Source organism: Geobacillus sp. FJAT-46040 (assembly GCF_002335725.1).
Classification (GTDB): Bacteria; Bacillota; Bacilli; order Bacillales; family Anoxybacillaceae; genus Geobacillus; species Geobacillus thermoleovorans.
Genome location: NZ_NISS01000001.1, coordinates 1,916,082 through 1,941,088, shown reverse-complemented (window position 1 = coordinate 1,941,088; position 25,007 = coordinate 1,916,082). Strand labels below are relative to the sequence as shown.

Below are 25,007 nucleotides of genomic sequence, written 5' to 3'. Positions count from 1 at the left end.
TGCGGCAAAGTAAACATGAGGTGAAACTTATGGCACAGTTAACTTTTGTGTTATCCGCCCTCTCTGTATTGATCGCGGTCATTGGGTTCGTCTATACGGTTCGCCTCGGACGCCAACAGCGTTGGCAAGGGGAGCTTGACGGGCCGATTCCGAAAACGGTCGAGGAGCATGCCTACTTGCGCAACCCGGTGTTCCTCGCTTACGTACTCGCTGTCTTGCTCGCCATTTTTGCCATTGGTTATTTGGCGTTGCGCTATTATTGAAAAAAAGGCCATTCCATTCATATGGGTGGCCTTTTTGCCTGTCCGCAAATGACGCTTTTTTCCACGACTTTTTTCCTTTGCCGGCGAATATATATGGAAGCGGAAGAGGCAAAGGGGGAATGGAGATGACGAAGCGGCTGCCGACAAGGCTGTCGGGCGAGGAAGCGGCGTTATTGCTTGACGTTTTGTTCAGCCAGCAATATGCACTCGAGCTCATCCGCTCCGAGCTGGCGGATATCGAAAACGGAGACAAGGAGGTCGATGAACACCGGTACCGGCAGCTGTTGCGTTTATACGACCGACTGTTGACAGAGGAAGAGGAAGGATAAAAATTGTTGTGCACTATCGCTATCGCAGGAAGCGATAGTCTTTTTTATGGTATGATAACAATGTGGAGAGGAGAAGATGCAGAAGAAAGGCGGAACATCGGCATGACATGGGAACACAATGAATTCATGCAAATGACTGTCAAGCCATTTCTGATTCCGGCGGATAAAGTGGCGCATGTGCAGCCGGGAAATTATTTGGATCATGCGCTGCTCGTCCTGACGAAAACCGGCTATTCAGCGATTCCAGTTCTCGATACATCGTATAAACTGCATGGGCTCATCAGCATGACGATGATGATGGATGCAATTTTAGGATTGGAGCGCATCGAATTTGAACGTCTCGAGACGATGAAGGTCGAAGAAGTGATGAACCGAAACATTCCGCGCCTGCGGCTTGACGACAGCCTGATGAAGGCAGTGGGGCTTATTGTCAATCATCCGTTCGTGTGTGTGGAAAATGACGACGGATATTTTGCAGGCATTTTCACTCGACGGGAAGTACTGAAGCAACTGAATAAACAGCTGCACAGGCCTAATGGCGGCCGGAAGCTAGGCCGAAAAGAGGCTGAACAATGAGCAGAAAGATAATCGTGTGCAATAACAAGAGCAGCTGGCTTTGGCTGATCAGTTCGGAAGCTGCGTGGCAACTTCCGCAAGTGCAAGCCTTCGAGAAGATATTTACAGCATTTTGCTCGATGAATTTGTGCTTGTCACAATGATCTCTGTTTTGCTAAAGTAAAAAAGAATACAGGTGTAAAGGAGGATATCGCCCATGAAGATGATGGACGCCAATGAAATCATTTCCTTTATTCAAAACAGCAAAAAATCGACACCAGTCAAAGTATACATAAAAGGGGATCTCGAAGGCATCGATTTCGGCTCAAGCGCCAAAACATTTATCACGGGCAACGTCGGCGTCGTGTTTGGCGAATGGCAAGACATTCAAGCGGCAATCGAAGCGAATCAAGACAAAATCGAGGACTATGTCGTCGAGAACGACCGCCGCAACTCGGCCATTCCGCTCCTGGATTTGAAAGGCATCAAGGCGCGCATTGAGCCGGGCGCCATCATCCGCGACCATGTCGAAATCGGCGACAACGCCGTCATTATGATGGGAGCGGTCATCAATATCGGCGCCGTCGTCGGCGAAGGAACGATGATCGACATGAATGCGGTGCTCGGCGGCCGGGCGACGGTCGGGAAAAACTGCCATATCGGCGCCGGCGCGGTGTTGGCAGGCGTGATCGAGCCGCCATCAGCCAAGCCGGTCGTCATTGAAGACGATGTGCTCGTCGGGGCGAATGCCGTTATTTTGGAAGGCGTCACGGTCGGCAAAGGAGCGGTTGTGGCTGCCGGCGCCGTTGTTGTCGAAGACGTGCCGCCGTATACGGTCGTGGCCGGTGTGCCGGCGCGCGTCATTAAGCAGATCGACGAGCAAACGCGGGCGAAAACGGAGATTAAGCAGGAGCTTCGCCAATTATAATCATCATAAAAGCTGTCCCTTCACACGAGGACAGCTTTTTTGCCCATGGAGGAGAGACGATGTCTGCAATCAGCCCATTTGTCGCCATTCGCCGCGACTTGCATCAAATTCCGGAGCTTGGGTTTCAGGAGTTTAAGACGCAGCAATATTTGCTTCGCTATATCCAGTCCCTGCCGCAAGAGCGGCTTCAAGTCCGGACGTGGAAAACGGGGATTTTCGTCAAAGTCAACGGAACATCGCCGCGCAAAACGATCGGCTACCGCGCCGATATGGACGGGCTGCCGATTCGCGAGGAGACCGGCTTGCCGTATCGGTCGAAACATGAAGGGCGCATGCACGCGTGCGGCCACGATGTGCATATGAGCATCGCTCTTGGTGTGCTCACTCATTTTGCTCATCATCCACTGAAAGACGATTTGCTGTTTGTATTCCAGCCGGCCGAGGAAGGACCGGGCGGAGCAAAGCCGATGTTAGAAAGCGACATCATGCGGGAATGGAAGCCGGATATCATCGTCGCCTTGCATATTGCGCCGGAATATCCCGTCGGCACGATTGCAACGAAAGAAGGGTTGCTGTTTGCCAATACGTCGGAGCTGTTTATCGATCTGAAGGGGAAAGGTGGCCACGCGGCGTTTCCGCATTTAGCGAATGACATGGTCGTCGCCGCCTGCGCATTGGTGACGCAGCTGCAGTCGATCGTCGCCCGCAACGTCGATCCGCTCGACAGCGCGGTCATTACGATCGGAAAAATTGCCGGCGGGACGGTGCAGAACGTCATTGCGGAGCACGCCCGGCTCGAAGGAACGATTCGGACGCTGTCGACTGCAGCGATGCAGAAGGTGAAGCGGCGGATTGAAGCGATCGTGCATGGCATTGAAGTCGCGTACGAATGTGAAGCATCCATCGATTACGGTGCCATGTACCATGAAGTGTATAATGATCCGGATCTGACAGCGGAATTTATGAAGTTTGCCAAGGCGCACGGCGGCGTGAATGTGATCCGTTGCAAAGAAGCGATGACTGGCGAAGATTTCGGCTATATGCTGGCGGACATCCCGGGTTTTATGTTTTGGCTTGGCGTCGCCTCACCATATGGGCTGCACCATGCAAAACTGGCTCCGAACGAGGAAGCGATCGACCGCGCCATCGCGTTTTTAATCGACTATTTTTCATGGAAAGGAAACGCAGAATGAAGTATAGTTCCGCCTCTAGCAACACACATTAATGAGTGTGAGGAGGTGGATTGTGATGGCGAAAATTGGTGTTGAGCCATCGTTGACGGACGTACAGGAAGCGTTGAAAGAGCGAGGATATGACGTTGTGCCGCTCCGAGGGGAGCAAGACGCAAGAGGCTGCGACTGCTGCGTCATTACCGGCCTGGACGCCAATATCGCCGGCATTCACAACATCGTGACGTCCGGTCCGGTCATTGAAGCGAGCGGGCTCACCGCAGAAGAGATTTGCCAAAAAGTCGAAGAAAAACTTCGCTGATGACGAACGTTCGGGCTGTGTGCGCTGGCAGCCCGCTTTTGGGCGAAATGGCAAAATCGCATAGCGTAAAGGAATGGTGGAAAAGGAACGAAGAACGTTTTCGTTCCTTTTTCTTTTTTGCTAAAATAAGGGGAGAAACAATGCTTGATCAACGATGGAGGAGTGTCAATGAAAAAGAAACAGTTTGCCGTCATCGGCCTCGGGCGCTTTGGCGGCAGCATCTGCCGGACGCTGAGCGAACAAGGGATGGAAGTATTGGCCATCGATATTGATGAAGACCGGGTAAACGAATTTGCGTCGATCGCTTCGTACGCCGTCGTCGGCGACACGACCGATGAAAACGTGCTGAAAAGTTTAGGCATCCGCGACTTCGACCATGTCATTGTCGCGATCGGCGACAACATCCAGGCGAGCATTTTGACGACCCTGATTTTAAAAGAGCTCGGCGTCAACCATATTACGGTCAAGGCAACGAACGATTACCATGAGAAAGTGCTGAAAAAAATCGGCGCTGACCAAATCGTGCATCCAGAACGGGACATGGGCGAGCGGATCGCCCACAACTTGATTTCCAACAACGTCCTAGATTATCTGGAGCTGTCGGACAAATACAGCATTGTCGAAATCGTGGCAAGCGAGCGGCTTGACGGCCATTCGCTTTTGGAGCTTGACATCCGCGCCCGCTATGGCATCAACATCGTCGCCATCAAGCGTGGAACAAGCGTCATCGTCTCCCCGCTCGCCTCGGAAATCATCCGCAAAGGCGACGTGTTGGTCGTCATCGGCGCTGACAGCGACATTGACCGGTTTGAGGAAAAAGTGGTCGGTTGACGGCTGGCAGGCGGCCTGTGCATGATGATGACGGAAAAAGGGCATCCTTTTACAAGGACGCCCTTTTTTCTTTAGATTTCCATGATGATCGGCAAAATCATTGGCCGCCGTTTCGTCCGCTCGTACAAGAACGGAGCGAGCGTTTCCGTAATTTCGTTTTTGATCTCCGACCATTGGTTCGTTTTCCGTTCCAGCACTTTTTCGAGATGCTTGGAGATCAACACTTGCGCTTCGCTGATTAAGTCACCGGACTCACGCATATAGACGAAGCCGCGAGAAATAATGTCCGGGCCGGCGGCGATTTTGAACTCTTTCATGTTGATGCTGACGACGACAATCACGAGCCCTTCCTCAGACAAAATGCGGCGGTCGCGCAAGACGATGTTGCCGATGTCGCCGACACCGCTGCCGTCGATGTAGACGGAGCTGGACGGGATCTTGCCGACGATGCGCGCTTCTTTGTCGCTGATGCCAAGCACTTCGCCGTTGTCCATAATAAAGCAGTTTTCCTCCGGCACGCCGCAGTCGATGGCGAGCTTGGCGTGCATTTTTTGCATGCGGTATTCGCCGTGGATCGGCATGAAATATTTCGGCTTCATCAGCCGGATCATCAATTTTTGTTCTTCCTGCCCACCGTGGCCGGACGTATGGATGTCGTTGAGCGGGCCATGGATGACTTCTGCGCCGGCGCGGTACAGCATGTTGATTGTCCGGTTGACGCTCACCGTGTTGCCCGGAATCGGCGATGAGGAAAAGACGACCGTGTCGCCTGGGATGATTTGAATTTGCCGGTGCGTGCCGTTGGCGATGCGCGACAAGGCGGCCATCGGCTCCCCTTGGCTGCCGGTGCATAAAATCGTCACCCGGTTGGCCGGCAGGCGGTTGATTTCGTTCGCGTCGACGAACGTGCCTTTCGGACATTTGATATAGCCGAGGTCTTGTCCGATCTCAATCGCCGCTTCCATGCTTCGACCGAAGACAGCGATTTTTCGGTTGTTGGCGACGGCTGCTTCCGTCACCTGTTGGAGACGGTGGATGTTTGATGCAAATGTGGCGAAAATGATGCGTCCTTCCACCTTGCGGAAAATGTCGTGAATGCTTTCACCGACGCGCCGCTCCGACATCGTAAAATGCGGGATCTCGCTGTTCGTGCTGTCCGACAGCAGGCAAAGAACTCCTTCTTTCCCAATTTCGGCCATTTTTGTCAAATTGGCCGGCTCGCCGACCGGCGTAAAGTCGAATTTAAAATCCCCAGTGTGAACGATTTGCCCGACTGGCGTTTTCACAACAATACCGTAGCTGTCCGGAATGCTGTGTGTCGTCCGGAAAAAGGTGACGGCCGTTTTTTGAAAGCGGATGACATCGTCTTCGCGAATCTCAATGAGTTTCGCTTGGCGCAACAATCCATGTTCCTCAAGCTTATTGCGAATCAGCCCAAGCGCTAATTTGCCGCCGTAAATCGGGATGTTCACCTGCCGGAGCAAATACGGAATGCCGCCGATATGGTCTTCGTGCCCGTGGGTGATGAACAGTCCTTTCACTTTGTCCGCGTGCTTCACTAAATAGGAGTAGTCTGGAATGACATAGTCGATCCCGAGCAGCTCATCTTCCGGAAACTTAATGCCTGCGTCAATGACAATGATTTCGTCTTGGAATTGTACGCCGTATGTATTTTTTCCAATTTCACCCAGTCCGCCGAGGGCAAAAACGCCAACTTGCTGATCTGTCAACAGCTTCATGATGAAATCTCCAATACTTGAAAGTTCGGGCTTTTCTTTTCGTATTCTAGATGCGCTCCCTCTAACGGCTGAATATACTCAATATTGATCGGACGGCCTTCGAGTTTTCGGCGTACATCCCGCTCTGATTCTGCTTCGATGTAGAGTGTTTTCGTTTTTTCTCTCACGGGCGCCTCGTCTGCGTTTTCTTGGTAAAACACTTTGAAAATCATCGTGAAATCTCTCCTTATCGTACAATGGTTGCTCTATCTATTATATAAGAATGTAACTTTCTTTTCATGTATTTTGTTGCCAAAAGCAAAAAACAGGCGTGAGATGTGCCGACGATATGCATCATCTTTGACGAATGTTGCCCGCTTTATTCGCCAAAGTGGGAAAGAAGCCCTTCGAATGGAAGGGCTGTTGTTGTAACGGTCAGGCGATCAATTTTTTCCGGAGCAGGTCTTTCCACTGTTGAAGCAGCTTTTTTTTCAGCTTTTTCAACATGTTTCATCACTCCTTACCTTTTATTGTACTCATTTTGCGGCGAAAGTAAATGTTCTATTATATATGATATGTAGGCGGAGGTTTGTTTTTCATGGGTAAAAATGGAACAGATCGTGCCTCTTGGTTGACATTCCGGGCGTTTTTCAGTACGGTAGACAATGAACAATTTTTTAACAAGGGGAAGTGAACGTGGGCAGAAAAATCGTCTTTTTCGACATCGACGGCACGCTTCTTGATGAGCAAAAGCAGCTGCCGCTGTCAACGATCGAAGCGGTTCGCCGCCTGAAGCAGTCGGGCGTTTATGTCGCCATCGCCACCGGACGCGCTCCGTTTATGTTTGAGCATGTGCGCAAACAGCTTGGCATCGATTCGTTCGTCAGCTTCAACGGTCAGTACGTCGTTTTTGAAGGGAACGTGTTATACAAGCAGCCGCTCCGGCGCGAGAAAGTCAGGGCGCTGACAGAGGAAGCCCACAAAAACGGCCATCCGCTCGTCTTTATGGATGCGGAGAAAATGAGAGCGAGCATCGGCGACCATCCGCACATCCACGTCAGCATGGCGAGTCTAAAATTCGCCCACCCGCCTGTCGATCCTCTTTATTATGAGAACAAAGACATTTATCAAGCGCTTCTGTTTTGCCGCGCCGAGGAAGAAGAACCGTATGTGCGCAACTATCCCGAATTTCGCTTCGTCCGTTGGCATGACGTCTCGACGGATGTGCTGCCGGCAGGGGGCTCGAAGGCGGAAGGCATCCGCATGATGATCGAAAAGCTCGGGATCGATAAGAAGGATGTGTACGCGTTCGGCGACGGATTGAATGACATTGAAATGCTCTCGTTCGTCGGAACCGGGGTGGCGATGGGCAACGCCCATGAGGAAGTGAAAAGGGTCGCCGACTTCGTTACGAAACCGGTCGATAAGGAAGGCATTTGGTACGGATTGAAACAGCTGCAGCTCATCCGATAAAAAGCGGCCTTGGCCTTTTCGGCGAGGCCGCTCGCCATTGACAGCGGGCTTTTTAGCGCCCGATTGGAATCGCCCCGTCCGGCACTTGAAACGGGTCATCGGGGTTGATGCGGTCATAGAACATAATGCCGTTTAAATGATCGATTTCATGTTGGAAGACGATGGCCGGCAGCCCTTTCAAGCGCAGTGTGACTTCTTCGCCGTCGATCGTCGTCCCAGTGACCGTGATGCGGGCATAGCGCGGCACATACCCTGGCACGTCGCGGTCGACCGACAGGCAGCCTTCCCCGGTCGTCAAGTAACATTGCTGGACGGAATGGCTGACGATTTTCGGATTGAACAAGGCGTAGCTGTACAGCGTCCCGTTTTCATCGGTGATATGGACGGCGATCATCCGCTTTGAGACGTTGATTTGCGGGGCGGCAAGGCCAATGCCGGGCCGCAGGCCGTATTTAGCTGCCAGCTCCGGGTCTTGGCTCATTTTCACGTAGTCAAGCAAGCTTTGCAAAATGCGCTTATCTTCCTCTGAAGGCGGCAACGGAACGGGTTCGGCGATTTTCCGCAATGTCGGGTGCCCCTCTTTGATGATGTCCTTCATCGTGATCATTCGCTTCGTTCACTCCCTACGTTTGGCATCGCTGTCTATCGTTTAGTCTAACAAAATGAGCATGGATCGTAAATAAAAACGCAACCGCACGAATATATTATTCGAGTATAAGGAAAACAATAAGACAAATTCGAGAAAACGTTTTCATTATCTTGTCAAGCCACTGTGTGTTTTATATTTTGTGAAAATATAATACAGAACTCATACAGATGGTGAGGAATGTAATATAACAGTTTGTGGGCGGAATATTGCCAATTCCAATTTCACCCAAAAAATAAAGCGAAAAAACATGAGAAATCAAAGTCGTTGACGGTTGATCCAAGAACGTGTAAACTAAAACTTGCAAATGCATATTGTACTAATTCAGTCTTGAAAAATAGTGAAACAGATTTCGGCGCCTTTGTTGCTTGTGTTGGCGCCGGATGGCGGCCGTTTTTTATTTCTCTTTCATTTTGGGTACATTAATAGTATATGGGCGAATGTATTCTCATTTCTAAAATTTCTAATGAAAGGCAGAGGTGAATAACATGGGTGTGAAAACCTCCCAGTTTCGATTTGCGGAGCAGCTCGAGAAAGTAGCCGAGCAGTTCCCGACGTTTCAAATTTTGAATGAAGAAGGCGAAATCGTCAACGAAGAGGCGATGCCGGAGTTAAGCGATGAGCAGCTGAAAGAGCTGATGCGCCGCATGGTGTATACGCGCATACTCGACCAGCGCTCCATTTCGTTGAACCGCCAAGGCCGACTCGGGTTTTACGCGCCGACCGCCGGGCAAGAAGCGAGCCAAATCGCCAGCCATTTTGCGCTTGAGAAAGAAGATTTCATTTTGCCGGGATATCGCGACGTTCCGCAAATCATTTGGCACGGGCTTCCGCTTTATCAAGCGTTTTTGTTCTCGCGCGGCCACTTTCATGGCAACCAAATTCCTGAAGGCGTCAACGTCTTGCCGCCGCAAATCATCATCGGCGCCCAATACATTCAAGCGGCCGGCGTGGCGCTCGGCTTGAAAATGCGGGGCAAAAAGGCGGTGGCCATTACATATACCGGCGATGGGGGCACATCGCAAGGCGACTTTTATGAAGGGATCAACTTCGCGGGGGCGTTTAAGGCACCGGCCATCTTTGTTGTGCAAAACAACCGCTTTGCCATCTCGACGCCAGTGGAGAAGCAAACGATCGCCAAAACATTGGCGCAAAAAGCGGTCGCTGCCGGCATTCCGGGCATTCAAGTCGACGGCATGGATCCGCTTGCGGTCTACGCCGCGGTGAAAGCAGCCCGCGAACGCGCCATTAACGGCGAAGGGCCGACGCTCATCGAAACGCTTTGCTTCCGCTACGGTCCGCACACGATGTCCGGCGACGATCCGACGCGCTATCGTTCGAAAGAACTCGAAAACGAATGGGCGAAAAAAGACCCGCTTGTCCGCTTCCGCAAGTTTTTAGAAGCGAAAGGTTTATGGAGCGAAGAGGAAGAAAACCGCGTCATCGAGCAGGCGAAAGAGGACATCAAGGAAGCGATCAAAAAAGCGGACGAAACGCCGAAACAAAAAGTGACCGACTTAATCAGCATCATGTTCGAAGAGCTGCCGGCGAACTTAAAAGAGCAGTATGAAATTTATAAAGAGAAGGAGTCGAAGTAAGCCATGGCGCAAATGACAATGGTTCAAGCGATCACCGATGCGCTGCGCATCGAGATGAGAAACGATCCGAACGTGCTGGTGTTTGGCGAAGACGTTGGGGTCAACGGCGGCGTATTCCGGGTGACTGAAGGGCTGCAAGCTGAGTTTGGCGAAGAACGTGTGTTTGATACGCCGCTGGCCGAATCGGGGATCGGCGGTTTGGCGATCGGCTTGGCCTTGCAAGGGTTTCGCCCAGTGCCGGAAATTCAGTTTTTCGGGTTCGTCTATGAGGCGATGGATGCGATTTGCGGACAAATGGCGCGCATCCGCTACCGCACTGGCGGCCGCTACCATGTTCCGATTACGATTCGTTCACCGTTTGGCGGCGGCGTCCATACGCCAGAATTGCACTCAGACAGCTTAGAAGGACTCGTCGCCCAACAGCCGGGCTTGAAAGTCGTCATCCCGTCGACGCCGTATGATGCGAAAGGATTGCTCATCTCGGCGATCCGCGACAACGACCCGGTTATTTTCCTTGAGCATTTGAAACTGTACCGTTCGTTCCGACAAGAGGTGCCCGAAGGAGAGTACACAATTCCGATCGGCAAAGCAGACATTAAGCGTGAAGGGAAAGACATTACGATTATCGCGTACGGGGCCATGGTGCATGAATCGTTAAAGGCGGCGGCAGAATTAGAGAAAGAAGGCATTTCTGCCGAAGTCGTCGACTTGCGCACCGTGCAGCCGCTCGATATTGAGACGATCATTGGTTCGGTCGAAAAAACGGGCCGCGCCATCGTCGTTCAAGAAGCGCAACGGCAAGCCGGCATCGCCGCCAACGTCGTTGCTGAAATTAACGAGCGCGCGATTTTAAGCCTTGAGGCGCCTGTATTGCGCGTCGCCGCGCCGGATACCGTCTATCCGTTCGCTCAAGCAGAATCGGTGTGGCTGCCGAACTTTAAAGACGTGATCGAGACGGCGAAAAAAGTGATCAACTTCTAATGTGGACAAGTCCGGGGGAGCAAAGCGCCTTCCCCCGCTCATTTTCGGCAAATGATAGGAGGTCGACCTACAGTGGCATTTGAATTTAAGCTGCCGGACATTGGCGAAGGCATTCACGAAGGCGAGATCGTCAAATGGTTCGTCAAGCCGGGCGATGAAGTGAACGAAGACGACGTGTTGTGCGAAGTGCAAAACGACAAAGCGGTCGTCGAGATCCCATCTCCTGTCAAGGGGAAAGTGCTTGAGATTCTCGTCCCGGAAGGAACGGTGGCGACGGTCGGGCAAACGCTCATTACGCTCGATGCGCCGGGCTATGAAAACATGACGTTTAAAGGACAAGAACACGAAGAAGTGAAAAAAGAGGAAAAAGCGGAAACGGTGTCGAAAAAGGAAATGGTTGAGACCGCTGCTCCGAGCGCACCGGCGGCCGAAGCGGAAGCCGACCCGAACCGCCGCGTCATCGCGATGCCGTCTGTGCGCAAATATGCGCGTGAAAAAGGCGTCGATATCCGCCTCGTCCAAGGCACGGGGAAAAACGGCCGCATTTTGAAAGAAGATATTGATGCCTTCCTCGCCGGCGGCGCGAAAGCCGCGGCTGAGCCGACGCCGCAAGCGGCGGAAGAGAAGGCAGCGCCGCAAGCGCCAGCGGCGAAACCGGTTGTGCCGGAAGGCGAATTCCCGGAAACGCGCGAGAAAATGAGCGGCATCCGTCGGGCGATTGCCAAGGCCATGGTGCATTCGAAACATACGGCCCCGCACGTGACGCTGATGGACGAAGCCGATGTGACGAAGCTTGTTGCTCACCGAAAAAAATTCAAGGCCATTGCCGCGGAAAAAGGCATCAAGCTGACGTTCTTGCCGTATGTCGTCAAAGCGCTTGTTTCCGCGCTGCGTGAATATCCGGTGCTGAATACGTCGATCGACGATGCGACGGAGGAAATTATTCATAAGCATTACTACAACATCGGCATTGCCGCTGATACGGATCGAGGGTTGCTCGTGCCGGTCATTAAACATGCCGACCGGAAGCCGATTTTCGCGCTGGCGAAGGAAATCAACGAACTCGCTGAAAAAGCGCGCGAAGGCAAACTGATGCCAAACGAAATGAAAGGCGCATCGTGCACGATCACGAACATCGGCTCAGCCGGCGGGCAATGGTTTACGCCGGTCATCAACCATCCGGAAGTGGCGATTCTTGGCATCGGCCGCATTGCCGAAAAACCGATCGTCCGCGACGGTGAAATTGTCGCTGCTCCGATGCTGGCGCTCTCGCTCAGCTTTGACCATCGGATGATCGACGGAGCGACGGCGCAAAAAGCGCTCAACCATATCAAGCAGCTGTTAAGCGATCCAGAATTATTATTAATGGAGGCGTAAAACGATGGTAGTTGGCGATTTTGCAATTGAAACAGAAACGCTCGTCGTTGGCGCCGGTCCTGGCGGCTATGTCGCCGCCATCCGCGCCGCACAGCTCGGCCAAAAAGTGACGATTGTGGAAAAAGGAAATTTGGGCGGCGTCTGCTTAAACGTCGGTTGCATCCCGTCAAAGGCGCTGATCTCGGCAAGCCATCGCTACGAGCAGGCGAAGCATTCCGAAGAGATGGGCATCAAGGCGGAAAACGTCACGGTTGATTTCTCGAAAGTGCAAGAATGGAAAGCGAGCATCGTCAAAAAATTGACGGGCGGCGTCGAAGGACTTCTCAAAGGCAACAAAGTCGACATCGTCAAGGGGGAAGCGTACTTCGTCGACGCCAATACGGTGCGCGTGGTCAACGGCGATAGCGCGCAGACGTATACGTTTAAAAACGCGATTCTGGCCACCGGTTCGCGTCCGATCGAGCTCCCGAACTTCAAGTTTTCCGGCCGCATTCTCGACTCGACCGGTGCGCTCAACCTCGGGGAAATCCCGAAATCGCTCGTTGTCATCGGCGGCGGCTACATCGGCATCGAACTCGGTACGGCTTACGCCAATTTTGGTGCGAAAGTGACGATTCTTGAAGGGGCCGGTGAGATTTTATCCGGCTTTGAAAAGCAAATGGTGTCCATCATTAAGCGCCGTCTGAAGAACAAAGGGGTCGAAGTTGTGACGAATGCGCTCGCAAAAGGAGCCGAAGAGCGTGCAGACGGCGTGACGGTCACGTATGAGGCGAACGGCGAAACGAAAACGATCGACGCCGACTATGTGTTGGTGACGGTCGGCCGCCGACCGAATACAGATGAACTTGGTCTTGAACAAATCGGCATCAAAATGACGAACCGCGGCTTGATTGAAGTGGACCAACAATGCCGGACAAGCGTGCCGAACATTTTCGCCATCGGCGACATCGTTCCAGGCCCGGCGCTTGCTCATAAAGCGTCGTATGAAGGGAAAGTGGCGGCGGAAGCCATCGCCGGCCATCCGTCGGTAGTGGATTACATCGCCCTTCCGGCTGTGGTCTTCTCCGATCCGGAATGCGCCTCGGTCGGCTACTTTGAACAACAGGCGAAAGAGGAAGGCATCGACGTCATTACGGCGAAATTCCCGTTTGCCGCCAACGGCCGCGCTCTGTCACTCAACGATACGGACGGTTTCCTGAAGCTTGTCGTCCGCAAAGAAGACGGCGTTGTGATTGGAGCGCAAATCATCGGCCCGAACGCCTCGGATATGATCGCCGAGCTTGGGCTGGCCATTGAAGCCGGCATGACGGCGGAAGATATCGCGTTGACGATTCATGCCCACCCGACGCTTGGCGAAATCGCCATGGAAGCGGCGGAAGTGGCGCTTGGCACGCCGATTCATATCATTGCGAAGTAACGGAAAACGAAGGTGCCCCAAACACAGCGGGGCACCTTTTTCCTGCGGTGCAATAAGCAGGGAACATCATCCAGAAGCAAGATGATTGGCAGAAAAGAAATGAATCTGCGGCGACAGCTGTATGTTCGCCTGTTGCTGCGCCCGGTCGACAGTCTTTTGTCCAAAGGAGCGGCCTGGTCCATTTCTTGTCCAATTTCCCATACTATTTTCCGCTCTCGCTTCATATCGTTATGGTAAAGAACAAGCGGGAGATGGAGTTGAAATGAAAGCTTACGTTGCATTTTTGATGCAGATGATGATTTGGAGCAGTTTCTCATTGATCGAGTGGCTGTCAGGAAGAGACCGCCTGTTTTTCCGCGGGCTGATGCTGTGCATCTTTATGTACATCGCGTTTTTGCTGGCCCGCCAGCTCGGCTTGGCGACGCGCAAGGCGGCGCTGACGACGATTGGGACGGCGGCGGTGTACTTTGCCGGTCAGCATGTCATTTGGCAGGCCGTTCAATAAAAAACAGCGGTCGAATGCCCGCTGTTTACGCGCTGCCAAACACCATTGTCCGGCCGCTGAACAAGTGCAGTTCACCGCCGAGCGTTTTCGCCAGCCATTTGCTGAATTCATTGGCCTTCCCTTTATCCCCATGCGTCGCCCCCGGCGGCAGTGCGATGTCAATGAATGTCTCTTCTCCAGCTGTTCGCACGGAAATCGCCATCCCTTTGTACAAACGGCCGTCGCCTTGCAAGTAGAGAACGGATTCGTGTATGCGGACCGTATACGGGAAGGCGGCCTGTTCGTACGCCCAACCAAGCTGTTCCCCTGTCTTTTTGAGCGCCATCTGGTAGCGCTCGAGCAGCTGTTTGACGTCCTCGATGGTCATCGTTTTCCCCGCAGGCAGCTTTAGATCGGTGTTCATCATTCCTTCCCCTCCCACCATTTCCATTGCGTCTTTATCCTTATTGTACCATATGTTGGCGGACAATAAATGGAAAAAGGGCGTTTTCAAAAAAGTTCTTTTTTATTAAATGTGATATACAAATTAGGATTGACAATTGAAATGTGATATATTATTATGAAATCAACAAGCGAATTTATCATCACAAAGGGGTTTTGGGGATGGGCACGATCGTATGTCAAACGTGTGATGCGACGATTGCATATTTCGAAGATGAAAAAGTGACGACGCTTTATGGGAAATGTGATTGCTGCGAGCATGACAATGAGGGCGGAGAAAAAGAATAAAACGGTCAAACCGATGGGGGAAAGGAACGGATAGAGGCGCGCATGTCGACAAGTCACATGCGCGCCGTTTATTTTTGGCAAACAAGCACAAACCAGGCAAACCGGCTTGTGCGGTCAGCGGATCGGTTTATATTCCTTAATGACACGCAACGTCTGCAGCGTGTCGTCTTCCGGCCCTTGGACAGGGAGGCCGGCAGCCAAGTTCGTCTCAATATACTTCAAGTTTTCTTCCGTGATGATTTCGCCTGGAATAAAAATTGGAATGCCAGGCGGATACACCATCACAAATTCGGCGATGATTCGGCCGGCCGATTCGTGAAACGGCACGACTTCCGTTTCGGCGTAAAACGCATCGCGCGGCGTCAAGGCGAGCGCCGGGATGTCCGGAAGGAGCACTTTCGGCTTGATCCCTTTCTCTGCCTGATGGCTGAACTGCTTCGACAAGCGGCGGAGCGCTTCAACGAGCAGGCTCGCCTCCCGTTCGGTATCGCCCGGGGTGATGATGCACAAAATGTTGTATAAATCGGAAAGCTCGACTTCAATGTTGTACGTTTCGCGCAGCCACCGTTCGACGTCATGGCCGGTCAGCCCGAGCTCTTTAACCGAAATGATGAGCTTTGTCGGATCGTAGTCGTACGTTGCTTCCGTGCCTAAAATCTCTTCGCCGACGCAGTACAAATATGGAATCTCGTTGATTTGCCGGCGCGTCCAGTCGGCGAGTCGAATGGCTTTGTCGATGAGTTCACGCCCTTTCGTCGCCAACTGTTTGCGGGCGACATCAAGCGAAGCGAGCAACAAGTACGACGTTGAAGTCGTCGTCAGCATGCTTAAAATCGCCTGCACGTGTTTCGCGGAGACGAGTCCTTCGCGCACATTCAAAATCGAGCTTTGCGTCAGCGATCCGCCAAGCTTATGGACGCTTGTCGCCGCCATATCGGCGCCCGCTTGCATCGCTGAGAGCGGCAAGTCCTCATGAAAATGAATGTGCACGCCGTGCGCTTCGTCGACAAGCACCGGAACGTTGTGCGAGTGGGCGATATCGACGATTTTTTTCAAATCGCCGGCAATGCCAAAGTACGTCGGGTTGATGACGAGCACCCCTTTGGCGTCCGGGTGCTGGCGGAGCGCTTTTTCCACTGCTTGCGGCGTAATGCCATGGGAAATGCCAAGCTCTTTGTCGATTTCGGGATGAATGAAAATCGGCGTCGCTCCAGAAAAGACAATGGCCGACATGACCGATTTATGGACGTTGCGCGGCACGATGATTTTATCGCCCGGCCCGGCGACCGACATGACCATCGTCATGATGGCGCCGCTCGTTCCTTGCACGGAAAAAAACGTATAATCGGCGCCGAACGCTTCGGCAGCAAGCTCCTGCGCCCGTTTGATCATCCCTTTTGGATGGTGCAAGTCATCGAGCGGACTGATGTTGATTAAATCAATCGCCAAGGCGTTGTCTCCGATGAAAGCGCGAAACTCCGGATCCATGCCGGCCCCTTTTTTATGGCCGGGAATGTGAAATTGAACCGGATTTTTTTTCATATGCTCCAACAAACCGGTAAACAATGGTGTCTCGAGTTGCGACAATGGTTTTTCACACCTCTTTATCTCGAGGATAAAACAAGTGCATTATAGCATGGATTTTTCCGTTTGCAAAGAAGAAATGAATGGACGCTGAAAAAGGAAAACAGCGGTTCAAGAGAGAAGTAAAAGAAAGACAAAACAAAAAGGGGGCGTTATCGAAATGAAATGGAGAACGAGGGTGACAGAGCTGCTCGGCATTACATATCCGATCATTCAAGGGGGACTCGCTTACTTGGCGTACGCTGATTTGGCCGCAGCGGTCTCGAACGCCGGTGGGCTCGGACAAATTACGGCGATGTCGCTCGATGGACCGGAGCAACTGCGCGAGGAAATCCGCAAGGTGAAGGAAAAAACCGATCGGCCGTTCGGCGTCAATTTCGCCATTGGCCAGCACGGCCGCCCGTTTGCTCATATGCTTGAAGCAGCGCTTGATGAGGGGGTGCCGGTCGTTTCGGTCACCGGCGGCAATCCAGCGCCGTTTTTTGAACAATTGAAAGGAACGAACGTGAAAAAGCTCGTGCTCGCTGCCGCCGTCCGCCAGGCAGTGAAAGCAGAGGAGCTCGGTGCTGATGCGGTGATGGTCGTCGGTCAGGAAGGGGGCGGGCATCTCGGCAAATACGATACTGGCACGTTCGTCCTTATTCCGAAAGTCGTTGACTCCGTATCGATTCCGGTCATCGCCTCGGGCGGCATCGCCGATGGACGCGGGTTGATGGCGGCATTGGCGCTTGGAGCGGAAGGGATTGAGATGGGAACGCGGTTTATCGCCACGAAAGAATGCGTTCATGCTCATCCCGCATATAAAGAAATGATTCTCAACGCCACCGAAAACGATACGGTCATCATTAAACGGTCGCTCGGGGCGCCAGGGCGGGTGCTGGCCAACGCCTGGGCGGAAAAAATATTGGAAATCGAGCGCCAAGGCGGTACGTATGATGATTTAAAAGAATATATTAGCGGAGAAGCGAACCGGCGCTTCATTTACGAAGGAAAGGTGGACGAAGGATTCGCTTGGGCCGGGCAGGCGATCGGGCTCATTCACGACGTTCCGTCCGTCGCTGAGTTGTTTGCCCGCATGATTGAAGAGGCGGAACAAATTCGGCGCCGTTGGGCAAACTAACGGTAGAGGTGGAACAATGGCTTATTCCTATCCATTTTCCTGCGACTGGTCAACACAAGAAATCATTGATGGTCATAGTTCCCCTGGGATTATCGCTGTGGTATAATTCGAGCCACAACGGAAGCGCGGTAGGTAAACGCACAAATTAGTTGCATACACCCCTTTTTCCACATAATATAATATAAAACAAAATGAAGCAGCACATTCGTGACGGGCGCCGGAAGTTTAGCGGATGATAGGGAAAGGGGTGCGGACGAATATGAAAAAAACCGCCAATTCGCTGAAGCGACCAGATGGAGACAAACGCATGGCGGTGTTGCGGCTCGAACTCGATTACGAATTAGCGACGCTGTACGAGGCCATGATGGAAAACGATGAAGAAAAGAAAAAAGAGTGCAAACGGCGGCTTGAAAAGCTGCGCCAAGAACTGATGCGCCTTCAAGTATGATTCTGATTCAAGGCGAACCATCTTTCCGGTTCGTTTTTTTCTTGAGCGGTGTCCGCCCCCGTTCCGGTTGCGATCTATACATAACCGAAGGCAGGAGGAATCAATATGGCAGAAAAATGGGAAGAAATCGACCGATACGCCCGGCAATGGATCGACGAAGCAGGAAAGCGCATCCGCGCCTCGTTTGCAAAACAGCTGACGGTGGAAGCGAAAGAGAACCCGAACGACTTAGTGACGAACGTTGACCGCGCCATTGAGCAATTTTTCGCCGAGCACATCCGCCGCCAGTTCCCTAGCCACCGCCTGTTGGGGGAAGAAGGATTTGGCGACCGGATCGATGCCTTGGACGGCGTTGTTTGGGTGATTGACCCGATCGACGGCACGATGAATTTCGTTCATCAGCGGCGCCATTTTGCTGTATCGATCGGCATTTTTGAAGATGGCATCGGACAGCTCGGCTACGTGTATGACGTCGTGTTTGACGAACTGTATGCGGCGCAAAAAGGGCGAGGGGTGTTTTTGAACGGGGAGCCGCTTGGCCTCCTGCAGCCCGCGCCAGTGACGGAGTCGATCATTGCCATCAACGGGACATGGCTCATGGAAAACAAGCGCCTCGACCATCGCCCGCTCATGAGGCTGGCGAAAGAGGCGCGCGGCACGCGCTCGTATGGTTCAGCGGCGCTTGAGCTCGCGTATGTTGCCGCCGGCCGTTTGGACGCCTACATTTCGCCGCGCCTGTCGCCGTGGGATTTCGCCGGCGGGATGATTTTGATTGAAGAAGCGGGCGGAATGGTGACGACCCTTGACGGGAAGCCGCTGGATCTGCTTGGCCGCAATTCGGTGCTTGCTGCGAAACCTGGGGTGCACGAAGAAATTTTGCGGCGCTATCTTCACGATTGATGGGGCGCGAAATCGCGAAAACGGGACAAGCATCCAGCTTGTCCCGTTTTTCAACGCGTCCGTTTTTTATGGGCGAACCCGGCGCCCATGGCGGCGATAAAGATGAGCGTGGAAGCGGCGATGCCGATCAAACTTTGCTCGGCGATGAAGACGCCGATCGCCATGATGGCGGCGACGGCAAAAATGGCGAGCAACAGAGGTACAGGCTCGATCCGTTTCATTGGGTTGACTCCTTTCTGGCAAAGTGGGCGTCTTTTTCTAGTGTACAGGAAAACATGCCGATTTTCTATCGGTTGTGATATAATAGACAAGCAGTTTGCCGAACAGGAGTGACCGACATTGACGAACAAACGAATCGATCTTCGCAATATCGCGATCATCGCTCACGTCGACCATGGGAAAACGACGCTCGTTGACCAGCTGCTTCGGCAGTCAGGGACGTTCCGCGAAAACGAACAAGTCGCGGAGCGGGCGCTTGACCGCAACGATTTGGAGCGGGAGCGCGGCATTACGATTTTGGCAAAAAACACTGCTGTCTTGTATAAAGGAACGCGCATCAACATTTTGGATACGCCGGGACACGCTGATTTCGGAGGGGAAGTGGAGCGGATCATGCGCCTTGTCGACGGCGTCTTGCTTGTCGTCGATGCGTATGAAGGCTGCATGCCGCAGACGCGGTTTGTGCTGAAAAAGGCGCTTGAGCAGCAGCTTGTGCCGATCGTCGTCGTCAACAAAATCGACCGCGAATTTGCTCGGCCGGCGGAAGTCGTTGATGAGGTGCTCGACCTGTTTATCGAACTTGGTGCTTCTGAGGAGCAGCTCGAGTTTCCAGTCGTGTACACATCAGCGCTGCGCGGGACGGCAAGCCTCGATCCGGATCGCCAGGACGGTGACATGACCGCCTTGTTTGAGACGATCATCGAGCATATTCCGGCGCCGGCGGACAACCGCAGCGAACCGTTGCAGTTTCAAGTGGCGCTGCTCGACTATAATGAATATGTCGGACGCATCGGCATCGGCCGCATTTTCCGCGGCACGATGAAAACAGGCCAGCAAGTCGCTCTCTTAAAGCGCGACGGTGCCGTCAAGATGTTTCGTGTCACGAAGCTGTTTGGTTTTATTGGGTTGAAGCGGATTGAGATTGAAGAAGCGCACGCTGGCGACATCGTCGCGGTCGCCGGGATGGAGGACATCAATGTCGGTGAAACGGTTTGCCCGCCCGATCATCAAGAGCCGCTGCCGCCGCTTCGCATCGATGAGCCGACGTTGAAAATGACGTTTCTCGTCAACAACAGCCCGTTTGCGGGGCGCGAAGGCAAATACGTGACGGCGAGAAAGCTGGAGGAGCGGCTTCGCACCCAGCTGGAGACGGATGTCAGTCTGCGCGTTGAGCCGACCGAGTCGCCGGATGCGTGGATTGTCTCCGGCCGCGGGGAGCTTCATTTGGCGATTTTGATTGAAAGCATGCGCCGCGAAGGATACGAACTGCAAGTATCGAAGCCGGAAGTCATTCTAAAAGAGATTGACGGTGTCACGTGCGAGCCGATCGAGCGGGTCGTCATTGACATCCCGGAGGAATATACGGGAGCGATCATGGAGTCGCTCGGCAGCCGCAAGGGCGAGCTCGTCGATATGGTGCACGGCGACAACGGGCAGGTGCGTCTCGTCTTCCTTGTGCCGTCGCGTGGCTTGATCGGCTATCGGAGTGAATTTATGTCGTTGACGCGCGGATATGGAATTTTAAACCATTCGTTTGACCATTATGCCCCCGTGCAGCCTGGCGCCATCGGCGGCCGCCGCCAAGGGGTGCTCGTCTCGATGGAAACCGGAAAGGCGACGGCTTACAGCATCATGCAACTTGAGGATCGCGGCGTCATTTTTGTTGAGCCGGGCACTGAAGTGTACGAAGGGATGATCGTCGGCGAGCATAACCGCGAAAACGACCTGGTCGTCAACATTTGCCGCGAAAAACATGTCACCAACATGCGTTCATCGACGAAAGAACAGACGGCGACGATGAAAAAGCCGCGTCTGTTGACGCTTGAAGAAGCGCTCGAGTATTTGAATGATGATGAATATTGTGAAGTGACGCCAGCCTCGATCCGGTTGCGCAAAAAAATCTTGAATAAAAGCGAGCGTGAAAAGGCGGAGAAGAAAAAGAAAGCGGTTGAGCAGGCGAAATAGCCGGAAGCGCCATGCGCGCGTCTTTAGTTTGCGAACAATCGAAAACGCCTTGGAGAAGGGCGCTATTAGGATGAACGGGAGGGGAATGATGTGAATGTGCTCGAACGGCTCACGTTTTTCGCCTCGCTTTATAAGGTGCACGATCATCCCGAGCGAGGTATGTGGCTATTGTATGTGACAGTGTTGTTGCTTGCCGCGCTTGTGTATCGACTCGGTTTTGCCCGCCGCCTGCCGCTGTTGAAAAACGTCATCATTTACGTCTTGCTGGCGCTTGGCTGCACGGTTTTGACCTTTTTTGCCGTCTTTTTGCCGGTGGCAGAAGGATTGGCCGTCGCCGCCCTCGTATTAATCATTTATAAAGTGCGCCTGAAGCAGGCGAAAGAGGGAGAAAAGTCATGAAATCCGTGCAGGACGCCCTTTATAACTGGCTGACGATCCACATCGTCGCCAAAGCCCGTCCGCACGATGCGGCGGCGCGCGATACGGCCTCGTTTTTCCGCGCCATCTTGGAAAACGACTTTGGTGTGACGGCCGTAGACGCCGTCAAAGATGAAACGAATGGGCAATACATCGTCGAATATGTGCGCGGCGGGGAAACAAAGGCGGCGTGTTTCCCGCTTGAGCTGGCTGAGGCGATGTGGCGGCAGATCGAAGCCGAACCGGAAAAGTATGGATGATGACAACCAAAAAGGCGCGGAAAAGCGATCGCTCTTCCGCACCGTTTTTTTTGCGGGATCACCAATCATCGCCTGCGCGGCGGCCGCGATAGAAGCGGAACTTTCCTGTTGCCAGCCGCTGTTTCGTTTTTTCGGCGATGCGGTCGTGGCATTCGCGGCACATGTACGTGTGGATCGGGCGGTTGCGCAGCCGCTTGGCGAGCGGCGATTCATCGTCGATCGTATCGATTTGGTCGCAAAGCACGCATTTGACTCTCATTGTTCACCTCAATACATCCAAACGCGAAATGGTAGAGTGTTCTTTCGTTCCCATTATACCACATTTCCCGCGATCGTTTGTTGATTCAAATGCATTTCACTCCCGCTTTCCTCGGAAATGAGCCGCGCTTTCTGTTCCATTATAACCCACACAGAAACCGTTTATCGATTTAAATGTTCATTCGATTGCTTGTTTTGCTGTTCGTTCAGTTGCCGCTCCTCCCGTTCGTTCAGCTGTCCGTCATTTTCTTCGGTCGGCTTCGGCGTCGTTTCAAACAAGTCGCTCGGCACTTCCGGCATCACTCGTCCGACGATGTCGGCGATTTCGTTCATGAACGCTTGCACCGGCCTCCCCTCATCGATTTGCCGGCCGATGTTGCGCACGCGGGTGTAAAGATCTGGGTCAGCGACAATAATAGCGTTCGCGCCGTACGGATCTTTTTGCAATGCTTCGGCGACGGAATATTTGATGGTGCCGACGCGCGAGGCATCCATATTGGCGCCGACGTCAATGCCGACGATGGCATATTTGCCGACGACGATCGCGGCGGCATTGTGAACGTTTGGAACACGGTCGGCGATTTCTGCAAGCCGGCGGGCGATCTCTTGCCCGGATTTGTTCTCGACGCGTTCATCGACCGTATTTTTGACACGCACGAGTGAACGATTGGACTCGTTCGCTTCATGATCGTTTCCAAACGTGCAGCCGCTGAAAATCAAAAGGGGAAGGAAGAAAACGGCGATCCAGCAGTTTCTCTTCATAATGGGCCACCTCGACTTTTTTTCTTTAGTTTGCAAATGTCCTTCTATCTTTATACATGTTTTCATATGTTGTATTACAGCCATTCCCATCCAACGGAAAAACGTGAAAAACTCACATGGGGGGAAGCGGAATTTGGGAAAAAAAATTTACGTGCTCGATACGAACGTGCTGTTGCAAGATCCGTATTCGATTTTCGCGTTTGAGGATAATGAGGTCGTCATTCCAGCGGTCGTGCTTGAGGAAGTGGATTCGAAAAAGCGGTATATGGATGAAATTGGTAGAAATGCCCGCCAAGTGTCAAAGCTCATCGACCGTCTGCGCGAAAACGGCAAGCTGCATGAAAAAATTCCGCTTGAAAACGGAGGGGCGCTTCGCATTGAGTTGAACCATCGTTCGTTTCATCAACTGCAAGAAATTTTTGTCGAAAAAACAAATGACAACCGCATTCTGGCGGTGGCGAAAAATTTATCGCTTGAAGAGCAGGCGAAGGAAGATGGACGCTCTGTCATTTTGGTGAGCAAGGATGCGCTCGTGCGCGTCAAAGCGGATGCCATCGGGCTGCAGGCAGAAGACTTTTTAAGCGACCGCGTCGTTGATGTCGACCATATTTACAGCGGATTTTTGGAGCTGTACATAGGAAAGGACCACCTGCAGCGGTTTTACGACAAAGGGGAGCTCGTGCTCGCTGATATCGCCGACCACCCGTTTTATCCGAACCAGTTCATCATTATGAAAGACGCGTTTGGCAGCTCGGCGTCAGCGATTGGCATTGTCGACCAAAACGGCAAAAAAGTGAAAAAGCTCATCTTCCATCACGAACATATATGGGGCATTCGCCCGCGCAACGTGCAGCAGACGATGGCGTTTGAGCTTCTCATGCGCGACGACATTCCGCTTGTGACGCTAATCGGCAAAGCCGGAACGGGCAAGACGTTGCTTGCCCTTGCCGCGGGGTTGATGCAAACGGAAGATTTGCGCACATACAAAAAATTGCTCGTCGCTCGGCCGATTGTGCCGATGGGGAAAGATCTCGGCTTTCTGCCGGGGGAAAAGGAAGAAAAGCTGCGCCCGTGGATGCAGCCGATTTTTGACAACTTGGAATACTTGTTCAACACGAAAAAACCGGGGGAGCTCGATGCGATTTTAGCCGGCATGAGCTCGATTGAAGTGGAGGCGCTCACGTACATCCGCGGCCGGAGCCTGCCGGAGCAGTTTATCATCATTGATGAGGCGCAAAATTTAACGAAGCATGAAGTGAAGACGATTTTGACACGCGTTGGGGAGAAAAGTAAAATCATTTTAATGGGCGATCCGGAACAGATCGACCATCCGTATTTGGATGAATATAACAACGGGTTGACGTACGTCGTCGAAAAGTTTAAAGACCAAAAAATCGCCGGCCATATCCGGCTCGTCAAAGGGGAGCGTTCGGCGCTCGCACAGCTTGCCGCTGATTTGCTGTAGCTAGGCGTTCCTCAGAGCATCCGCCGTTAAAGAACGGGTGCCAGGCGCGCGGCCCGACGACGCGAACGTTTCGAAAGGCGCCCGCCGCCTGGGGCGCTGTGGAAAACATCTGGGGTCAAAGCGCTTAAGGCGGTTGAAGGCGTCAAAAGCTCAAACACCGGGCCGCCCCTTCATGGGGCGCCCGGTCATCGGACGACGAGCCGACGCACATGAGTAATCGGCGCCTCGCGGTTGGAGCCGTCGCCAAAATAAATGTGCACCGGACCGTCGTCGCGCAACGGTTTTCCGTTTTGGGAAAAAGCGAAAATCAGGTCGTACGCCTTTTCCAGAGGGATCACGGTTTCTCCATGTTCCGTCTCAATGACAAGTTCAGACGCGTCTTCATGCGGCTCAGCGTTTCGCAAAAATGGGGCGAACGGCATGCCGAACGAGCCGGTGATGATTTTCTCCTTCAAAAAGCGCCGCTCCGTTTTCAACGTCGGCGGAAAAACCGCGCCCTCTTGAATTTCCCGGTCCCAAAATGCCGACAGCTTTTTGATTTCCTCGTCCTCTTGCTCCGCTTCCGTCGGCTGTGGAGCCGGCTCCGAAAAATACGCATCCATGTCCACTTTCCGGTCGTCGAAAATCCAGACGCCGGGGTCAAGCGTGATCGTAAACTTCACCTTTCCTGTCAGCACAATAATATCGTTCATGAAACACCTCTCCTCTGCATGTTCCCACCGTTTTTAGTATAATAATAATGAAAGAGCTTGTCATGTTCCAGGCCCG

Annotated in this window: 31 protein-coding genes; 21 read left to right on the top strand and 10 right to left on the bottom strand. The window is 52.9% G+C overall.

The genetic code is table 11. The features are described 5' to 3' along the window. Positions 1 to 29: 29 nt before the first annotated feature. From CD000_RS10230 to CD000_RS10200, 7 genes are all read left to right on the top strand, one after another. Positions 30 to 263, top strand: a complete 234-nt coding sequence (locus CD000_RS10230) for a hypothetical protein (RefSeq protein ID WP_011230546.1) — start codon at positions 30 to 32, stop codon at positions 261 to 263. 125 nt (positions 264 to 388) lie between these two features. Beyond that, positions 389 to 592, top strand: coding sequence for an antirepressor AbbA (gene abbA, locus CD000_RS10225; protein ID WP_013145903.1), 204 nt, complete (start codon positions 389 to 391; stop codon positions 590 to 592). Positions 593 to 694: 102 nt separating this feature from the next. After that, positions 695 to 1,168 carry a cyclic-di-AMP-binding protein CbpB gene (gene cbpB / locus CD000_RS10220; RefSeq protein ID WP_011230548.1) on the top strand — a complete coding sequence of 158 codons (474 nt, stop codon included), beginning with the start codon at positions 695 to 697 and terminating at the stop codon, positions 1,166 to 1,168. Between the two features lie 196 nt (positions 1,169 to 1,364). Then, on the top strand, positions 1,365 to 2,075 hold the full coding sequence (gene dapD / locus CD000_RS10215; RefSeq protein WP_011230549.1) for a 2,3,4,5-tetrahydropyridine-2,6-dicarboxylate N-acetyltransferase: 711 nt from the start codon (positions 1,365 to 1,367) through the stop codon (positions 2,073 to 2,075). 59 nt (positions 2,076 to 2,134) lie between these two features. Further along, the gene (locus tag CD000_RS10210) at positions 2,135 to 3,268 is read left to right on the top strand and encodes an N-acetyldiaminopimelate deacetylase (protein ID WP_011230550.1); all 1,134 of its coding nucleotides are present in this window, start codon (positions 2,135 to 2,137) and stop codon (positions 3,266 to 3,268) included. A gap of 55 nt (positions 3,269 to 3,323) precedes the next feature. Further along, on the top strand, positions 3,324 to 3,566 hold the full coding sequence (locus CD000_RS10205) for a YkuS family protein (RefSeq protein WP_011230551.1): 243 nt from the start codon (positions 3,324 to 3,326) through the stop codon (positions 3,564 to 3,566). A gap of 168 nt (positions 3,567 to 3,734) precedes the next feature. Further along, positions 3,735 to 4,397, top strand: coding sequence for a potassium channel family protein (locus tag CD000_RS10200; RefSeq protein ID WP_096225588.1), 663 nt, complete (start codon positions 3,735 to 3,737; stop codon positions 4,395 to 4,397). A 71-nt stretch (positions 4,398 to 4,468) separates the two neighbouring features. Here CD000_RS10200 and rnjA read toward each other — a convergent pair whose 3' ends face one another. The 3 genes from rnjA to CD000_RS19425 all read right to left on the bottom strand — a co-directional run bounded on the left by rnjA (position 4,469) and on the right by CD000_RS19425 (position 6,629). After that, a complete protein-coding gene (rnjA, locus tag CD000_RS10195; protein ID WP_096225587.1) occupies positions 4,469 to 6,136 on the bottom strand; it encodes a ribonuclease J1 in 1,668 nt (555 codons plus the stop codon). Next, complete coding sequence (locus CD000_RS10190) at positions 6,133 to 6,348, bottom strand: DNA-dependent RNA polymerase subunit epsilon (protein WP_011230554.1); 216 nt, start codon at positions 6,346 to 6,348, stop codon at positions 6,133 to 6,135. The genes rnjA and CD000_RS10190 overlap by 4 nt, the downstream gene beginning before the upstream one ends. Before the next feature lie 146 nt (positions 6,349 to 6,494). After that, positions 6,495 to 6,629 (bottom strand): hypothetical protein, encoded by a 135-nt coding sequence (locus tag CD000_RS19425; RefSeq protein ID WP_014195339.1) that lies wholly within the window; start codon positions 6,627 to 6,629, stop codon positions 6,495 to 6,497. Between the two features lie 176 nt (positions 6,630 to 6,805). On the opposite strand from CD000_RS19425, the gene CD000_RS10185 reads away from it, so the two are divergent. After that, complete coding sequence (locus tag CD000_RS10185) at positions 6,806 to 7,588, top strand: Cof-type HAD-IIB family hydrolase (protein WP_020278630.1); 783 nt, start codon at positions 6,806 to 6,808, stop codon at positions 7,586 to 7,588. Positions 7,589 to 7,640: 52 nt separating this feature from the next. On the opposite strand, the gene def is transcribed toward CD000_RS10185, so the two are convergent. Then, the gene (gene def / locus CD000_RS10180) at positions 7,641 to 8,195 is read right to left on the bottom strand and encodes a peptide deformylase (protein ID WP_014195340.1); all 555 of its coding nucleotides are present in this window, start codon (positions 8,193 to 8,195) and stop codon (positions 7,641 to 7,643) included. A gap of 527 nt (positions 8,196 to 8,722) precedes the next feature. On the opposite strand from def, the gene pdhA reads away from it, so the two are divergent. The 5 genes from pdhA (at position 8,723) to CD000_RS10155 (ending at position 14,112) form a co-directional block, all read left to right on the top strand. Then, positions 8,723 to 9,832: a pyruvate dehydrogenase (acetyl-transferring) E1 component subunit alpha gene (gene pdhA, locus CD000_RS10175; RefSeq protein WP_014195342.1), complete on the top strand. Its 1,110-nt coding sequence runs from the start codon at positions 8,723 to 8,725 to the stop codon at positions 9,830 to 9,832. A 3-nt stretch (positions 9,833 to 9,835) separates the two neighbouring features. Then, entirely contained in the window at positions 9,836 to 10,813 is a 978-nt protein-coding gene (pdhB, locus tag CD000_RS10170) for a pyruvate dehydrogenase complex E1 component subunit beta (RefSeq protein WP_011230559.1), read from the top strand. Positions 10,814 to 10,885: 72 nt separating this feature from the next. Beyond that, on the top strand, positions 10,886 to 12,190 hold the full coding sequence (locus tag CD000_RS10165) for a dihydrolipoamide acetyltransferase family protein (RefSeq protein ID WP_096225586.1): 1,305 nt from the start codon (positions 10,886 to 10,888) through the stop codon (positions 12,188 to 12,190). A 4-nt stretch (positions 12,191 to 12,194) separates the two neighbouring features. Then, positions 12,195 to 13,607 (top strand): dihydrolipoyl dehydrogenase, encoded by a 1,413-nt coding sequence (gene lpdA, locus CD000_RS10160; protein WP_096225585.1) that lies wholly within the window; start codon positions 12,195 to 12,197, stop codon positions 13,605 to 13,607. Positions 13,608 to 13,869: 262 nt separating this feature from the next. Then, positions 13,870 to 14,112, top strand: coding sequence for a hypothetical protein (locus CD000_RS10155; protein ID WP_011230562.1), 243 nt, complete (start codon positions 13,870 to 13,872; stop codon positions 14,110 to 14,112). A gap of 25 nt (positions 14,113 to 14,137) precedes the next feature. Here the strand turns inward: CD000_RS10155 and CD000_RS10150 are convergent, their stop codons facing one another. After that, a complete protein-coding gene (locus CD000_RS10150; protein ID WP_013145895.1) occupies positions 14,138 to 14,518 on the bottom strand; it encodes a DUF1885 family protein in 381 nt (126 codons plus the stop codon). 197 nt (positions 14,519 to 14,715) lie between these two features. Between CD000_RS10150 and CD000_RS10145 the strand changes: the two genes are divergently transcribed. Beyond that, positions 14,716 to 14,841, top strand: coding sequence for a GapA-binding peptide SR1P (locus tag CD000_RS10145; protein WP_011230564.1), 126 nt, complete (start codon positions 14,716 to 14,718; stop codon positions 14,839 to 14,841). 114 nt (positions 14,842 to 14,955) lie between these two features. Here the strand turns inward: CD000_RS10145 and CD000_RS10140 are convergent, their stop codons facing one another. Continuing rightward, complete coding sequence (locus CD000_RS10140) at positions 14,956 to 16,428, bottom strand: aminotransferase class I/II-fold pyridoxal phosphate-dependent enzyme (RefSeq protein ID WP_096225584.1); 1,473 nt, start codon at positions 16,426 to 16,428, stop codon at positions 14,956 to 14,958. A 157-nt stretch (positions 16,429 to 16,585) separates the two neighbouring features. Here CD000_RS10140 and CD000_RS10135 point away from each other — a divergent pair, with 157 nt between their 5' ends. The 3 genes from CD000_RS10135 to CD000_RS10125 all read left to right on the top strand — a co-directional run bounded on the left by CD000_RS10135 (position 16,586) and on the right by CD000_RS10125 (position 18,893). Then, on the top strand, positions 16,586 to 17,545 hold the full coding sequence (locus tag CD000_RS10135; RefSeq protein WP_096225583.1) for an NAD(P)H-dependent flavin oxidoreductase: 960 nt from the start codon (positions 16,586 to 16,588) through the stop codon (positions 17,543 to 17,545). Positions 17,546 to 17,804: 259 nt separating this feature from the next. Beyond that, positions 17,805 to 17,993 (top strand): hypothetical protein, encoded by a 189-nt coding sequence (locus tag CD000_RS10130; protein ID WP_011230567.1) that lies wholly within the window; start codon positions 17,805 to 17,807, stop codon positions 17,991 to 17,993. 105 nt (positions 17,994 to 18,098) lie between these two features. After that, on the top strand, positions 18,099 to 18,893 hold the full coding sequence (locus CD000_RS10125; protein ID WP_011230568.1) for an inositol monophosphatase family protein: 795 nt from the start codon (positions 18,099 to 18,101) through the stop codon (positions 18,891 to 18,893). 50 nt (positions 18,894 to 18,943) lie between these two features. On the opposite strand, the gene CD000_RS18450 is transcribed toward CD000_RS10125, so the two are convergent. Next, positions 18,944 to 19,114 carry a DUF5325 family protein gene (locus CD000_RS18450; protein ID WP_158225548.1) on the bottom strand — a complete coding sequence of 57 codons (171 nt, stop codon included), beginning with the start codon at positions 19,112 to 19,114 and terminating at the stop codon, positions 18,944 to 18,946. 118 nt (positions 19,115 to 19,232) lie between these two features. Here CD000_RS18450 and typA point away from each other — a divergent pair, with 118 nt between their 5' ends. The 3 genes from typA to CD000_RS10110 all read left to right on the top strand — a co-directional run bounded on the left by typA (position 19,233) and on the right by CD000_RS10110 (position 21,754). Continuing rightward, positions 19,233 to 21,077, top strand: coding sequence for a translational GTPase TypA (gene typA, locus CD000_RS10120; protein ID WP_096225582.1), 1,845 nt, complete (start codon positions 19,233 to 19,235; stop codon positions 21,075 to 21,077). A 90-nt stretch (positions 21,078 to 21,167) separates the two neighbouring features. Next, positions 21,168 to 21,476, top strand: coding sequence for a YlaH-like family protein (locus CD000_RS10115; RefSeq protein ID WP_011230571.1), 309 nt, complete (start codon positions 21,168 to 21,170; stop codon positions 21,474 to 21,476). Then, entirely contained in the window at positions 21,473 to 21,754 is a 282-nt protein-coding gene (locus CD000_RS10110) for a hypothetical protein (protein ID WP_011230572.1), read from the top strand. Before CD000_RS10115 ends, CD000_RS10110 begins: the two co-directional genes overlap by 4 nt. A 58-nt stretch (positions 21,755 to 21,812) precedes the next feature. Here CD000_RS10110 and CD000_RS10105 read toward each other — a convergent pair whose 3' ends face one another. Beyond that, positions 21,813 to 22,013, bottom strand: a complete 201-nt coding sequence (locus tag CD000_RS10105) for a YlaI family protein (protein ID WP_021321494.1) — start codon at positions 22,011 to 22,013, stop codon at positions 21,813 to 21,815. 161 nt (positions 22,014 to 22,174) lie between these two features. Continuing rightward, positions 22,175 to 22,774 (bottom strand): YhcN/YlaJ family sporulation lipoprotein, encoded by a 600-nt coding sequence (locus CD000_RS10100; protein WP_096225581.1) that lies wholly within the window; start codon positions 22,772 to 22,774, stop codon positions 22,175 to 22,177. 133 nt (positions 22,775 to 22,907) lie between these two features. Here CD000_RS10100 and CD000_RS10095 point away from each other — a divergent pair, with 133 nt between their 5' ends. Then, on the top strand, positions 22,908 to 24,239 hold the full coding sequence (locus tag CD000_RS10095) for a PhoH family protein (protein WP_011230575.1): 1,332 nt from the start codon (positions 22,908 to 22,910) through the stop codon (positions 24,237 to 24,239). 185 nt (positions 24,240 to 24,424) lie between these two features. Here the strand turns inward: CD000_RS10095 and CD000_RS10090 are convergent, their stop codons facing one another. Then, complete coding sequence (locus CD000_RS10090) at positions 24,425 to 24,931, bottom strand: molybdopterin-binding protein (protein WP_011230576.1); 507 nt, start codon at positions 24,929 to 24,931, stop codon at positions 24,425 to 24,427. Positions 24,932 to 25,007: the final 76 nt, after the last annotated feature.

Excerpts from the sequence above, each read along its gene's own strand:
- CD000_RS10090 (WP_011230576.1), bottom strand. The coding sequence starts at position 24,931 with ATGAACGATATTATTGTGCTGACAGGAAAGGTGAAGTTTACGATCACG.
- CD000_RS10130 (WP_011230567.1), top strand. The coding sequence starts at position 17,805 with ATGAAAAAAACCGCCAATTCGCTGAAGCGACCAGATGGAGACAAACGC.
- abbA (WP_013145903.1), top strand. The coding sequence starts at position 389 with ATGACGAAGCGGCTGCCGACAAGGCTGTCGGGCGAGGAAGCGGCGTTA.
- CD000_RS10210 (WP_011230550.1), top strand. The coding sequence starts at position 2,135 with ATGTCTGCAATCAGCCCATTTGTCGCCATTCGCCGCGACTTGCATCAA.
- CD000_RS10230 (WP_011230546.1), top strand. The coding sequence starts at position 30 with ATGGCACAGTTAACTTTTGTGTTATCCGCCCTCTCTGTATTGATCGCG.
- pdhA (WP_014195342.1), top strand. The coding sequence starts at position 8,723 with ATGGGTGTGAAAACCTCCCAGTTTCGATTTGCGGAGCAGCTCGAGAAA.
- lpdA (WP_096225585.1), top strand. The coding sequence starts at position 12,195 with ATGGTAGTTGGCGATTTTGCAATTGAAACAGAAACGCTCGTCGTTGGC.
- def (WP_014195340.1), bottom strand. The coding sequence starts at position 8,195 with ATGATCACGATGAAGGACATCATCAAAGAGGGGCACCCGACATTGCGG.
- pdhB (WP_011230559.1), top strand. The coding sequence starts at position 9,836 with ATGGCGCAAATGACAATGGTTCAAGCGATCACCGATGCGCTGCGCATC.
- rnjA (WP_096225587.1), bottom strand. The coding sequence starts at position 6,136 with ATGAAGCTGTTGACAGATCAGCAAGTTGGCGTTTTTGCCCTCGGCGGA.
- CD000_RS10135 (WP_096225583.1), top strand. The coding sequence starts at position 16,586 with ATGAAATGGAGAACGAGGGTGACAGAGCTGCTCGGCATTACATATCCG.
- cbpB (WP_011230548.1), top strand. The coding sequence starts at position 695 with ATGACATGGGAACACAATGAATTCATGCAAATGACTGTCAAGCCATTT.
- dapD (WP_011230549.1), top strand. The coding sequence starts at position 1,365 with ATGAAGATGATGGACGCCAATGAAATCATTTCCTTTATTCAAAACAGC.
- CD000_RS18450 (WP_158225548.1), bottom strand. The coding sequence starts at position 19,114 with ATGAAACGGATCGAGCCTGTACCTCTGTTGCTCGCCATTTTTGCCGTC.
- CD000_RS10155 (WP_011230562.1), top strand. The coding sequence starts at position 13,870 with ATGAAAGCTTACGTTGCATTTTTGATGCAGATGATGATTTGGAGCAGT.
- CD000_RS10190 (WP_011230554.1), bottom strand. The coding sequence starts at position 6,348 with ATGATTTTCAAAGTGTTTTACCAAGAAAACGCAGACGAGGCGCCCGTG.
- CD000_RS10150 (WP_013145895.1), bottom strand. The coding sequence starts at position 14,518 with ATGATGAACACCGATCTAAAGCTGCCTGCGGGGAAAACGATGACCATC.
- CD000_RS10125 (WP_011230568.1), top strand. The coding sequence starts at position 18,099 with ATGGCAGAAAAATGGGAAGAAATCGACCGATACGCCCGGCAATGGATC.
- CD000_RS10110 (WP_011230572.1), top strand. The coding sequence starts at position 21,473 with ATGAAATCCGTGCAGGACGCCCTTTATAACTGGCTGACGATCCACATC.
- CD000_RS10200 (WP_096225588.1), top strand. The coding sequence starts at position 3,735 with ATGAAAAAGAAACAGTTTGCCGTCATCGGCCTCGGGCGCTTTGGCGGC.
- CD000_RS10105 (WP_021321494.1), bottom strand. The coding sequence starts at position 22,013 with ATGAGAGTCAAATGCGTGCTTTGCGACCAAATCGATACGATCGACGAT.
- CD000_RS19425 (WP_014195339.1), bottom strand. The coding sequence starts at position 6,629 with ATGAAACATGTTGAAAAAGCTGAAAAAAAAGCTGCTTCAACAGTGGAA.
- CD000_RS10205 (WP_011230551.1), top strand. The coding sequence starts at position 3,324 with ATGGCGAAAATTGGTGTTGAGCCATCGTTGACGGACGTACAGGAAGCG.
- CD000_RS10145 (WP_011230564.1), top strand. The coding sequence starts at position 14,716 with ATGGGCACGATCGTATGTCAAACGTGTGATGCGACGATTGCATATTTC.
- CD000_RS10100 (WP_096225581.1), bottom strand. The coding sequence starts at position 22,774 with ATGAAGAGAAACTGCTGGATCGCCGTTTTCTTCCTTCCCCTTTTGATT.